Annotated in this window: 10 protein-coding genes; 4 read left to right on the top strand and 6 right to left on the bottom strand. The window is 40.1% G+C overall.

Annotation, left to right across the window (positions count from 1 at the left end):
• The first annotated feature begins 48 nt into the window (after positions 1-48).
• From E5N72_RS18370 to iadA, 3 genes are all read left to right on the top strand, one after another.
• Positions 49-2,976 (top strand): TonB-dependent receptor, encoded by a 2,928-nt coding sequence (locus E5N72_RS18370; RefSeq protein ID WP_135926560.1) that lies wholly within the window; start codon positions 49-51, stop codon positions 2,974-2,976.
• A 148-nt stretch (positions 2,977-3,124) separates the two neighbouring features.
• Positions 3,125-4,534: a putative basic amino acid antiporter YfcC gene (yfcC, locus tag E5N72_RS18365; protein WP_135926559.1), complete on the top strand. Its 1,410-nt coding sequence runs from the start codon at positions 3,125-3,127 to the stop codon at positions 4,532-4,534.
• 11 nt (positions 4,535-4,545) lie between these two features.
• Positions 4,546-5,712 (top strand): beta-aspartyl-peptidase, encoded by a 1,167-nt coding sequence (iadA, locus tag E5N72_RS18360; RefSeq protein ID WP_135926558.1) that lies wholly within the window; start codon positions 4,546-4,548, stop codon positions 5,710-5,712.
• Between the two features lie 17 nt (positions 5,713-5,729).
• Here the strand turns inward: iadA and E5N72_RS18355 are convergent, their stop codons facing one another.
• The 4 genes from E5N72_RS18355 to E5N72_RS18340 form a co-directional block, all read right to left on the bottom strand.
• Positions 5,730-7,019 (bottom strand): hemolysin family protein, encoded by a 1,290-nt coding sequence (locus E5N72_RS18355; protein ID WP_135926557.1) that lies wholly within the window; start codon positions 7,017-7,019, stop codon positions 5,730-5,732.
• 130 nt (positions 7,020-7,149) lie between these two features.
• A complete protein-coding gene (locus E5N72_RS18350) occupies positions 7,150-7,848 on the bottom strand; it encodes a transporter substrate-binding domain-containing protein (RefSeq protein ID WP_135926556.1) in 699 nt (232 codons plus the stop codon).
• A gap of 128 nt (positions 7,849-7,976) precedes the next feature.
• Entirely contained in the window at positions 7,977-9,086 is a 1,110-nt protein-coding gene (locus tag E5N72_RS18345) for an arginase family protein (protein WP_135926555.1), read from the bottom strand.
• Positions 9,087-9,374: 288 nt separating this feature from the next.
• Positions 9,375-10,154 carry a DUF2189 domain-containing protein gene (locus tag E5N72_RS18340; protein ID WP_135926554.1) on the bottom strand — a complete coding sequence of 260 codons (780 nt, stop codon included), beginning with the start codon at positions 10,152-10,154 and terminating at the stop codon, positions 9,375-9,377.
• 145 nt (positions 10,155-10,299) lie between these two features.
• Here E5N72_RS18340 and udp point away from each other — a divergent pair, with 145 nt between their 5' ends.
• Positions 10,300-11,055 (top strand): uridine phosphorylase, encoded by a 756-nt coding sequence (gene udp / locus E5N72_RS18335; protein ID WP_135926553.1) that lies wholly within the window; start codon positions 10,300-10,302, stop codon positions 11,053-11,055.
• Here the strand turns inward: udp and cdd are convergent.
• Both cdd and E5N72_RS18325 read right to left on the bottom strand, forming a co-directional pair.
• Complete coding sequence (gene cdd, locus E5N72_RS18330; RefSeq protein WP_240704557.1) at positions 11,052-11,951, bottom strand: cytidine deaminase; 900 nt, start codon at positions 11,949-11,951, stop codon at positions 11,052-11,054. The genes udp and cdd overlap by 4 nt on opposite strands.
• Before the next feature lie 198 nt (positions 11,952-12,149).
• Positions 12,150-12,518 carry a hypothetical protein gene (locus E5N72_RS18325; RefSeq protein ID WP_135926551.1) on the bottom strand — a complete coding sequence of 123 codons (369 nt, stop codon included), beginning with the start codon at positions 12,516-12,518 and terminating at the stop codon, positions 12,150-12,152.
• Between the last annotated feature and the right edge of the window lie 233 nt (positions 12,519-12,751).

Here is a 12,751-nt window from a genome sequence, read left to right as displayed (position 1 = left end):
CTTAATTAAGTATTTTTGCGGATTGGTATAAGACAAAGGTAAATCAATATGTTTCGTCAGTTATCAATTGCTGTAGCAATCAGCGCTGTGCTGTGCCCAGTTCATGCTGTGTATGCTCAAAACGACCAACAATCAGAAAAAATTGAACGAGTAGAAGTAACAGGATCACGAATTAAAGGGGTTGATCTAGAAGGAACCATCCCGCTTACAGTGCTTGACCAAGATGCAATCAAGCGCTCAGGAGCGAACACTATTCATGAGTTATTAAAAGATTTATCTGTATTCAAAGGCGGATCAGGTACCTTTTCGACGTCTGAAAGCGGCGGTACATCAACCTCAACGCCAGCGGGCCAATCCGCTGCGAGCCTTAGAGGTATGGGGCCCTCAGCTACATTAACACTGATTAATGGCCGTCGTGTCGCGCCGAGCTCGTTCGCAGCAGGCACTGAAAACTTTGTTGATGTGAACTCAATTCCACTTGCCGCAATCGAGCGCATTGATATTCTCGCCACTGGTGCATCGGCAATATATGGGGCTGATGCTGTTGCTGGTGTTATTAACTATATTCTTAAAGATGACTTTCAAGGAGCTGAAGTAAACACTTCTTACACCAATAGTTTTGACAGTCATGACGAAGGTAAGAAACAACTTAACTTAGTTTACGGCACGAATATAGGTGAGAGTAACTTAACGGTATTTGCCGATATTTACGATCGCAATGCCTTTAAAGCGACCGACAGAAGCTATACCGCAACCCCAAATTTAGTGAATGGTTACTCATACTTACCCAAACTTGAGAACTCGCCGAACATTTATTACTACAGTAGTCGAGATGGCAATGAGCTACCTGCGCCAAACTGTAAAACAGAACTTGTTACGACTGAGTATGGGGAGCAAATTTGTGCTTACTATGCTAACCAAGATGATTACCTAGAAACCCCATTTGAAAGCCTATCAACTGGCTTTATGTTTAACAGCACCTTAGGTGATTTAGATTGGCATACCGATTTCTTCTATAGCCAAACTAAATCAAAAGCGTATTCATCACCAGCCCCTATCAATCAAATAAACGACGAAGACGGCCCTTATATTATTGAAGATGCGTTATTTATTTATGATAACGCTGACGGCAGTAACGAGCTGATGGACCAGCTTTATATTGATCCATTTACCACTCAAGCGGGTCGAGATGTGTATGGCTTTGCATTTGATGCGCGCTTTAATTCACCACGAACGGTTGAAGTCGAAACCAAAAACTTTCGCTTAGTCAGTAGCCTTGCCGGTTACATTGGTGATTGGAGTTGGGAGTCGGGAGTAACCTTCTCTCGCTCTAAGTCAGAGCAACAAGCAATTGATGGTATTTATAACCGCTATCAATTTCATGCAGCTATCACTGGTGAATTATGCTCTGACGGATCATTAACTACATACGATGGAACACAGCTCAATTGTGCACAAGGTCAGTTAATGCCGTTCTACAACCCGTTTTTACAGGGGGATAGTAATAACGATGCAGTGCTTGATCTTGCAAAGGCAAACCCAAGTAGAAGCGGTGAAAGTACAGTATACGGTTGGGATTTAAACTTTAATGGCGATTTATTTACGTTTAATGAGTTACCCATTTATGCTGCATTTGGTATTGAAGCTCGACGAGAAGAATTAAAAGATATTCCATCGTTAGACTCACAAGCCCGTCCTGAAAATGGTTATTTGGTAGATGTATTTGGTTTCGGCTCTAGCTTGTCTGAGGCCGATCGTACTCAGTACGCTGCATTTTTAGAGTTGAATGTGCCACTCACTGAGCAGCTAGAACTGCAAGTCGCTGGTCGTTACGATTATTACGATGACTTTGGTGGAACGTTTAACCCTAAAGTTGGTTTAAGCTATCGTCCTTCAGATTCTCTTATCATTAGAAGTTCTTGGTCAACGTCATTTAGGGCACCTTCATTAACTCAAGCAGGCGTAAAATTACGTACCACACAATCACGCTTCGATTGCGGTGCTAATCAGGCTGTTGCAGATTTATATTGTATGGGTGATGGCACCGAGGTCAGTGTTAACAGCCTAGAACTCGGTAATCAAGCACTTAAAGCCGAAGAGTCTGAAGCGCTCAGCATTGGCTTTGCATGGAGCCCATCTGTAAATACTAACTTAACGGTTGATTATTGGCATTTTGATCACGAACAAGTTATCGATACCAATATGACTGCAGTGCTAGATAGAGCTATAACAGATGCTTCTCTTCGTCACTGTGGGCTAGTACCACAAGGTCAACAAGGTATTTCGTACGAGAAGCAGCTGTGTGAAGTAACCGATAATGCTGGACTCAATATCGAAAGTGATGGCGCTAATCTTTCAGAGATCCTCACAAACTATATTAGTGAGTTTAACCCGCGAGAAGATGAGCTATTCCTGCCATTATTTAGAGACCATGTTATTCCTCTTGAAAATACTGGCACCCAGACATTAGCAGGTATCGATTTTAAATTTGATCATCGTTTTCTTTTTGCAAAAGGTAGTTTAACACTCGCTTTCGATGGTACACACTATTTAGAGTTTGAGAGAAATAAACCAGGTTCAGATGCAATCGAAAAGCTAATCGGCACTTATCGTTACCCTGAAAATATAGGCAGATTCTCTATCGATTGGGATGCCGATAGTTATTATTTAAACCTTGGCGCCAATTATACCAGTAGCTATGAGGATGATATCGAAGGGCTGCGTGGTCGTGAAATAGACGAACTAGAAGAGCTTGGCGAGCTTAACGAGGAGTTAAAACGTGACGTTGATGACTGGTTAGTATGGGATTTATCAGCTGGCTATTTTGTCAATGATGCATTATCAATCCGCGCTCGTATTGATAATATCTTCGATAAAGAACCCCCTAAGCTATATGGCTCAAGCCGCGGGTTTGATTCAATCAATCATAATGCATATGGCACTCGCTATACGTTGAGTCTGAGCTATCGCTTTTAACATTAATCTGGGCGGCTCTATGTCGCCCACATTGCTAAGTTTGTGTTATCAATAACTCAAACTCGCGACTCTCAGTGTTAATCTTTCTCAGCAAGGGCTACAATACCTTGCTTTTCTCACATTCTTCGAACAATCGTTAAGTGACTTTATGAAAAACAAACAGTTTGCGATGCCTGATGCGAGCATCATTTTGTTATGCGTCGCAGTCATCGCCTATTTAGCCAGTTTATTTATAACACCCGGTGTGTTTAATGCCGAACAAGATAGTCACAGTGTTGAATTATCACAGTATCAAAAAGCAACAGAACATACACCACCTGCCCTTTTTGCAGAAGGAGGAGGCATTGGTCTAGCCAATGTATTGTTTGAAGGCTTAGTCTCTGGTGATAAATATGGTGCAGCCATCGGGGTAATGGCATTTATTTTAATCACAGGTGGCGCCTTTGGCGTTATTTTAAAAACGGGTGCGATTAATAACGGCATTATGGCGCTGATTAATAAAACACAACACGTAGAGTGGATATTCATTCCTTTGCTATTTGTGCTTTTTTCATTAGGAGGCGCAGTATTTGGTATGGGTGAAGAAGCCATCGCCTTTTGTATTGTGTTATTCCCCATTATGAAACAACTCGGTTATGATGCAAAAGTAACCGTATTAACAACTTATGTTGCGACACAGATTGGCTTTGCTACCTCTTGGATGAACCCATTTAGTATCGCTATTGCTCAATCAATTGCAGAGATCCCGGTGTTTTCTGGTGCCGGATTCAGAATGGTTGCGTGGCTGGTTTTTACCTCATTTGGCCTTCTATTTACTATCCGATATGCTAATTCAATCAGATCGGCAAAGAACCTAAGTGCTCAAGAAAATAACAAGTCAATTAGCTTAGACAGCGCAGATAAGCTTATCTTAATAACCTTTATTGCAGGTATTATTTGGGTTATTTGGGGTGTTATGGCAAGGCAGTATTATATTCCTGAATTAGCTGCGCAGTTCTTCTGCTTAGGTGTAGCCTCTGCTGTGATTGCTAGTCTATTTAAAAAACAAGCAGCAAATGAAAGCGCAAATGCATTTAAAGAGGGTGCACAAGAACTCCTACCCGCAGCGCTTTTGGTTGCTTTAGCAAAAGGCGTTATTTTAATACTTGGCGGTAGCGATTTAACATCGCCTTCAACTCTAAATACTTTGCTTTACTATAGCGCCACCAGCATCTCAGTTGTACCAGACTATATAGCCGCTTGGGGTATGCTATTATTTCAAAGTGTGTTTAACTTTTTTGTATCTTCAGGTTCAGGACAAGCAGCAATCACAATGCCGCTAATGTCACCACTGGGTGATCTATTAAATATTTCACGGCAGATTGTAGTGCTGGCGTTTCAATTAGGTGATGGACTAACCAATATATTTATTCCCACCTCAGCAAGCCTCATCGGCTGTTTAGGCATTGTCAAACTTGATTGGAGTGAGTGGGCAAGCTTTATTTGGCGTTTTACCTTAGCGCTCTTTGGCCTTGCTAGTTGCTTTATTTTTCTCGCACATTTTATTAACTATCAGTAAAAGATTTAATTATGTTAACACTTATAAAAGGCGCAGATATTTTCGCTCCTTCGCCGCTTGGAAACCAAGATGTTTTAATCGCGGGCGGAAAAATCGTGGATATACAGCCTGAAATTAATATCGAAAATTATCATGGTGTTACCATCGTTGATGGATCTAATTGCATTTTAACTCCGGGGTTTGTTGACTCTTTAGTCCATATAACAGGTGGTGGCGGTGAGGCTGGTTTTGCTAGCAGAACACCTGAAATGAACCTAACAGATGCAACATTGCATGGTACAACAACGGTTATCGCCGCGCTTGGTACTGACTCAAGTAGTCGAACCCATAGTAATTTAATTGCAAAAGCAAAAGCACTTAAAGAACGAGGATTGAATGTTTTTTGCCATACAGGTTCATATCACTTACCTGCTAAAACACTGACTGGTTCAATAACGAATGACATTATGTATATTGAGGAGTTTATTGGTGTCGGTGAAGTCGCCATTTCTGATCATCGCAGTAGTCAGCCAACGGCTCAGCAACTTGCTGAACTAGCCGCTGAAGCAAAAGTGGCTGGCATGTTAAGTGGCAAAAAAGGCACGGTTAGTATTCATGTAGGTCCAGTAGATAGTCACTTATCTTTATTACATGAGATAGATAGCTTAACTGATATTTCGCTTAGCCAGTTTTATCCTACGCATATGAATCGTAATCTAGCTTTACTCAATGCGGGCGTGGCGTTTTGCAAAGCGGGTGGCACTATCGACTTTACCACAAGCACGACAGAGTATGATCTTGCCCATGGTGAATATTCAGCCGCGCAGGCACTGGCTTACTGCCTTAAAAATAATGTACAACCGACTAAGCTCACCATGAGCTCTGATGGTCATGCAAGCTTACCTATTTTTGATGATAACTTTAATCTATTAGGTCTTGAAGTTGGTAAAGAATCAACATTGCATAGCTCGTTTGTAGAAGCCGTTCAAGAATATGGTGTATCGGTTGAACACGCATTAATGGCTATTACCTCAAATCCAGCTGATGTGCTTGGTATTAATAAAGGTAGAGTGACTATCAATGCAGATGCAGATCTGGTGTTACTTGATAATGCATCACTGCAGCCCATTGAGTGTTGGTCAAATGGCGTACACATGGTGCATCAAGCTAAGGCAATAGTGAAAGATACTTTTGAATAAAGGCTGCATGAGCAGCCTTAATTGCTTTCTTCTGAAATTCGAGTAACTAAGAGTTGCTCGACCTTCACTCCTTCAACATCAACCACTTCAAATTTAAACCCGCCAAAGTGTATAAACTCGGCGCGCTTCGGAAGTCGCTTCATCGTATAAATAAGGAATCCGGCAACAGTTTCATAATGTGATTGATCAGGAAACTCTTCTATCTCTAGCACTTTAGCAAGCTCAACCACAGGTGTCAGGCCATCCACTAACCAAGAAGTGTTATCACGTTGAATAATTAACTCTTCGCCCTGATGACTGATCAAATCACCCATAAAGCCTTTCATTAAATCTTTAACAGTGACAATGCCAACCATCAGTGCATATTCATTAACAACAACAGCAAATGGCTCTGCTGCTTTTTTAAAGGTATTTAATGCTTCAGAAAGACTGAGTGTTTCTGGTAAGTAAAAAATATCACGGCTGATTAACTCACTATCTATCTCAGCAGTTTGCCCTTTAAGTACTTTACGAAGGATATCTTTTGATTCAACCGAACCAATTAATTTGTCTAAACTACCATCACACACTAAAAAGTGATTATGCGGGTGCTCAATAATTTTGGTAGCGACTTCTTGGGCATCAGCTTTTACATCAAAAAATACAATTTGATCACGTGGAGTCATCACACTCGATAAAAACCGGGCCTCCAAATCAAACACATTGCCTATTAACTCATATTCCTGTTGCTGTAGGCTGCCATATTCAGCCCCAGCATCCATCATAGCAACGATGTCTTCTGTGGTAACAATATCTTCTCGTTCAGCCGGAACTTTAAAGGCGCGTAAAATAAAGTTTGTAGTGCCATTAAAGAACACAACAAATGGCGTTAATGCAAAGGTAACCCAGCGCATTATAGACACCACATTGACAGCAACAGCCTCTGGCATAATCATCGCCAGGCGTTTAGGCAGTAAATCTGCAAATAAAATGAATAATGAGGTTATGCTAAAAAACGAAATCAAAAAGCTAATTTGACTTAGTAACGGGCCTTGATAAATCATCCCTAAAATTTGTTCAATATAAGGTGATAAGGCTTGCTCACCGACAATACCACCTAAAATAGCAATCGCATTCAAGGCAATTTGTATCATCGCAAAAAATGCCCCCGGCTGCTCTTGCAACGTTAATACTGCCTGGGCTTTTTTATTGCCTTCGTCGACCATAACCCTTAATTTTATCTTACGTGATGCAGCAATAGCTATTTCGCTCATTGCAAACAACGCACTGATCAAAATTAATATCATAATAACGAGTAAGTCACTCATTGTGGCTCCTAGTAAAAAGCATTCAGACTGTTGAATGCAAACAACTTTTTGCTCACTTATGCTGTTTAGAGTTTGGCGAGAATGGTCAAAAAGCAGCTGATTATAACTGCTTTATAGCAATCAACAAGTGCTATTTTGAATCACTGGATACAAAGGCTTTATTGAGCTTATCTAAAGTCACTGGGTCGATATTTCCGTTACAAGCAAAGTATAAATCAGCGCGTGCAACAGGTAGCTGATAAACGGGCTCTAGAAAAGAAAGGCTTTGATCATTTTTACTTTCAAATTGATATTGTTGGTCACTTAATACCACTAAATCAACAGTTGTACGACGACTCTTAAGAATGTCGTAAATATTTTCAAAGCTATCAAGCAGGATTAACTGTTTATTTTCATTAAACCCCTGCTCTTTTAAATAAACATGGGAATAGTTATTTTTTGGAACTGCAGTACGATATTTTTTCGCATCATCGAGGTTATTGATACTCAGCCGATTTGATTTAAATGCATAAAAAGATGCTGAAAAGCCTTCAAGTTTATGTATCCACTTAAATTTTTTCTCTCTCGAAGGAATACGTGCTAATGAAAAAATACACGTGTTTGCGTCACGTAAAGCAGCATTGTATGTAATTGACCAAGTATTAATTGATATGTCGTACTGCATCCCTGATTTTTCGAGGGCAGCTTTAACTTTGCCCACGACAGAGCCAACTAACTCACCTTGTTCGTTCTGATATTGGAAGTTTGGAAAGTTTTCAGTTACCACTGTTATTGCTGCAAAACTAGGTTTAGCAATAATAAGCAATAACAAGGCTAGAGATTTCCACATCGCAGACAAACCAAATTTATAATTATTTTTTATAATAATATAGCGTGTAGTTAGGAATAATGGAATGTTTTTTAAGACTAAGGAATGAGTAAGGGGAGTAACACACTCCCCTGTTGCATCAAGGCAAACTACTTGTTCATCGCAGCAATTAAAAAGGCAGAAATTTTTGCACCTTCTTTAAGCGTTGTTTCAGAACTCGTTTGACCAATCAAAGAGCTGTCTGTAAATGGTGCAATTTCCATCATATCAGCCCCGGTAATTGGAAACTCATCAGCTAAAGCAACTAAAATGTCTAACGCATGCTGTGGTGTTAAGCCACCTGCTTCAGGTGTGCCTGTCGCAGAAGCAAATGCTTCGTCTAGTGCATCAATATCAAAGCTCACATAAAGCTCATCAACTTTATCAGCTTTAAGCTGGGCAATTACTTCTTCAGCAACAGCTTTAGCACCACGCTCAATAATTTCATGTGCCCAGTGCTGCTTAACACCAAAAGTCTCTTCCCAGTGTTGTTTCGGTTTACCACTTGAACGAATACCAAATTGAATAAGGTTACGCGGTGCAGGTAGGTACTCAAGGATATGTGTACACCATGAACCAAAACATAAATCGATACCTAAGCGCTCTACAAGTAAATCAGTGTGGGCGTCAAAATGTATAATTGCAGTGCGTTTACCTGCGTCACGCTTTGCTTTTAAATACGCTTTGGTTAGCGGATAACTGATTGAATGGTCACCGCCAATCCCGAAAATACCTTTATCTGGGTAGTTGGCATAAAACCCATCACACACATCTTCAGTGATAGACAATGGTGATACATGGTATTCGCTGTTTTCATCAGCATAGAGTGCTTTTTGACAGTTTGTGATTGTAGCTTCGTTTAGGTATTTATCATGCAATAAATGCGGAATAACACGAACGTCACCTAAGTCGAACGCGCGAGCCTGTGGTTGTTGATCAATTAAGGTAGAACGTAAAAATAACGGGCCCCAGTTAGCACCACGTAAAATACCCCCACCACAATCAGAGCTGATCCCAAGAATCACAGCTTTATGTTCTGAGTCTGCTAGTGTCTCTAATGACTCTTTCCAAAGAACGTCTACGTTCTCTGTCTGACCGTATAATTTTGTTCGTAAGGCATCTTTACGTTCTTTCGCTGTATTTACCGTAAAAACACCATCGCCTGGTGGGCAAAGACATTGACTTAGTTTTTCGTGAAATGCTTTTTGTGTGTTACTCATTTCTACTCCGCTGCTAAATAACTGCATATTCATTCGTAATCGTTAAAATTACGCTTTCTCATAATCTAGAAACCGCGATGCAAGCATCACATTTATCATGAGAAGAAGGAAAAATTAACCTCTTGAAATTTATAGTTTATTATTTCTAAAGAGACTTATTATGGGTGCTCAATAACTCAATGAGCGTGGTATTTTGGCAGGTATAACATGCACGGAGGGAAAGTCAAATTTTGCAGCAACCTATTAGATTGCTGCAATAGATTTATATTCAAGCAAGGTGAATACTCATTATTCGTAACCCCTTGGCTTCTTAGTTTTTATCACCGCAATGTAAGCATGCCAACTCGCGTAGCTTAATAATGGCATAATAACAATAAACCCTGCCGTTCCTGTGACAAATCCCAGAAATACCATGAATATTATTAAAGCAGCCCAAACAACCATTGCGCCTACATTGGTTTTTACTGCATTCATCGATGAGACAACCGCCGTCATTATATCTACGCGTCTTTCCATCATTATCTGTGGGGTAAATGCTGAAATAGCAAAGACTGTTACCAGCAAAATGCCGCCAACTATCGAGCCAAGCGTAAGAAACGCAGATAGCTGTTCAAAGCTAGGATCTACAACATTCGGATACAGTGCGTGGATCAATGCAGCAAGTCTCATCCACACAATCATAATCACCATTAATAATACTGCAAATCCCCATTCACCAGCGGGGTTTCTAAACATTGATTTTAAACTGTGCATTAAGGTCGGTTTATGCCCTTTTTCTAGCTCCCAAGCAACATCGTAAAGCCCAGCCGCAAATGCAGGGCCAATAAGAGCAAAGCCAACAACCGCTGGCAAAATGACAAGATGTGTATCAAATTGATACACAAAGTACATTATTGCTGCAGGTATTAGTGTAAAAACTAAACCGTACACTAAGCTTAGGATTGGCGCATTGGCAATATCTTTAAACGCTAAAGCAAGCCAATGAAACGGAGCAGCCATAGAAACATGAGCACTCTCTAAACAGCGAGCAAATTCATGATGTTTACTCATAGATGATGAAGCAGGCATAATAGGTCCTCTTTTATCGTTACATCTTTAGGTTTAGGTTATCTGTGCAAATCTTGCAACATTCGTAATCTAATAGGACATCTGTCCTGTACTTTAAACACGTATGATTAAAGTATTACGCTTTAGACAAAAATAAGGTTTAATAATGGAAAAGGTATTTCATTTAGGGCTCACTCGTGAGGACTTAAACGGTGCAACACTGGCAATTGTCCCTGGTGATCCTGATCGCTCTGCCCGCATTTCAACACTTCTCGATAACCCAAAGTGCTTAGCGAAGACCCGTGAATTTCATGTATATCGTGGTGAGTTAAACGGCCACAGCGTGGTAGTTTGTTCAACCGGTATTGGTGGGCCATCTACATCAATTGCTGTTGAAGAGCTTGCACAGCTAGGTATTGATACCTTTTTACGCATTGGTACAACAGGTGCTATTCAACCACACATTAATGAAGGCGACATTTTAATTAGCCAAGCATCTGTTCGTTTAGATGGTGCAAGTCAGCACTTCGCGCCATTGAGCTACCCTGCGGTATCTGACTTTTTTGCAACACAAGCTATGGTTAATGCTTGTGATAATTTAGGCATTAATTTCCATATTGGCATTACAGCTTCAAGTGACACCTTCTATCCAGGCCAAGAACGTTACGATACCTATTCAGGTTATGTTCCTCGTTCATTACAAGGTAGCTGTGAAGAGTGGCAAAAGCTTGGTGTGATGAACTATGAAATGGAATCAGCAACACTTTTCACTATGTGTGCAGCACTTGGCTTACGCGCAGCGTGTGTTGCAGGTGTATTAGTAAACCGTACTAAGCAAGAAATTCCTAATGTTGACCACGGCGAGATTGAGAAAAAGTCAGTCGCCGTAGTCATTGAAGCTGCAAAACTATTGCTAAACTAATCTTTAACTAGCTTAGCAATACAGTGCTTAAATGCTGGTGGGTTATCAAAACTTGCCAGCACACTTTTAGCCACCTCATACTGATTTTCGGCCCCTTGTGTTTCTAACAAGGTGATCGACTTAACCGTCTTATCATCAAACTTTAACCCAGCAAGATAAAACTGACTTAAAGCACTTTGAAGCGGTGATAAACTTGGGCTGTAAGCCGCATTTTCAGCATAGCTTCCGTAAAAATTACCGTTTTCAAAAGTCGTGATTTTAACGCTACAGTAGTTCGCGGTATAAGGTACGTAAGCTTTTAGCGCTGTTTCAGCTAATTTCTGATCGAGCTCATTAACACTATCGAAATGACCGTCGTTTTTTTCCTGTGAGAATAAGCTTTCGTTATTCCCTAAGTCTGTTGGCCCAAACGAATACGGTAAAAGCTCATGTAAAGTAAAGTGTCTTTCAGGAAGTAATATTTCGAGTGATTGCGCTGTGCTGAGCTCATTCATAAACTGGCGACAGTATCCACAAGGGGCATCACTGATCGCAATTTTATCTATTGATTGAGCACCGTTTAACCACGCATTATTTATCGCAGATTGTTCTGCGTGAACAACTAAACTTAGCGCTTGATGAGAAAACTCCACATTAGCACCAAAATAGAATGTCGTTTCACCTTGCTGATTTTTACCTTGTGCAATAGCACCGACATAGAATTTTGAAATTGGTGCGACAGAAAACAAACTCGCAACAGGTACACACGCTTTTAAGAGTTGTGACTCTGTTAACTGATGTTGCTCACAAAGTAATAAAATATCAGCTTGAGATAAGATGCCACGTTGGCTTTTCAACTGACTAAAAAGAGATTGCTTTTGCTCATCACTGAAGTCAAAAGGTGTTGTTCTTGACACAGAATTAGATACGTCTTTCCTAGTTACTGTCATAACAAATTATAATTATTAATTGGCTAAACAGTTTAAAAGGTTATGCATTTAAATACTAGGTTTCAACGCGCTGTGTCTCGAAATTTACAACAAAAAAAGTGTTAAATAGGCATTTTTTGTAAGCGCAAATATACACAGAAAATGAATTTCAGCTAGTTTCTCTGTTTATTGATGAACTAGCCAATTTTTAGCTTTACTAAAACACTCAAAATTCTCGGCTTGAAGGTTGTAACGTTTAGCTTTTTGCACAAATAAGTCATGCATAAAGCCATCGAAACTCACCACAATAGCTAATACAGCTCGCTTTAACGAGTTAGCAATCACTGGCATTATAGTAAACAAGTCTGCTGGTGCGAAGTCATGGGTTAACTCAGATACATCAACAAGAATTTTTTCTGACCCATATAATACTGAATATTGATGGGCTATTTGGTAAAAATTAATCACATCCTGTGCACTTGCAGTCCCTCTTAACGTCATCATCACTAAAGACGTCGATGCATCATAAGTGATGCACGTTGACACGTTCGACATAGGTTACTCTAAAATGCGTGGGTAAAGGTAAAATTAATGGTTGCTGAATAAAAGCCGGGCTATTTTATGGATCTGCCTTGCTTAGTCAATACCTAGCAATAAAATAGGTATGACCAGTTGCAAAGTTCACACTTAAGGATTGGATTTATGCCCGCAAATGTTACCTACTTTCATAATCTATTTACCTTTTGAACATGTATGAGTTTTCTAATCCATTATTAAGCTTTTTCGTA

The organism is Pseudoalteromonas sp. MEBiC 03607 (genome assembly GCF_004792295.1).
Taxonomy (GTDB): domain Bacteria; phylum Pseudomonadota; class Gammaproteobacteria; order Enterobacterales; family Alteromonadaceae; genus Pseudoalteromonas; species Pseudoalteromonas lipolytica_C.
Note: the sequence above shows the minus strand (reverse complement) of the source record. Positions and strands in the feature narration are given on the sequence as shown.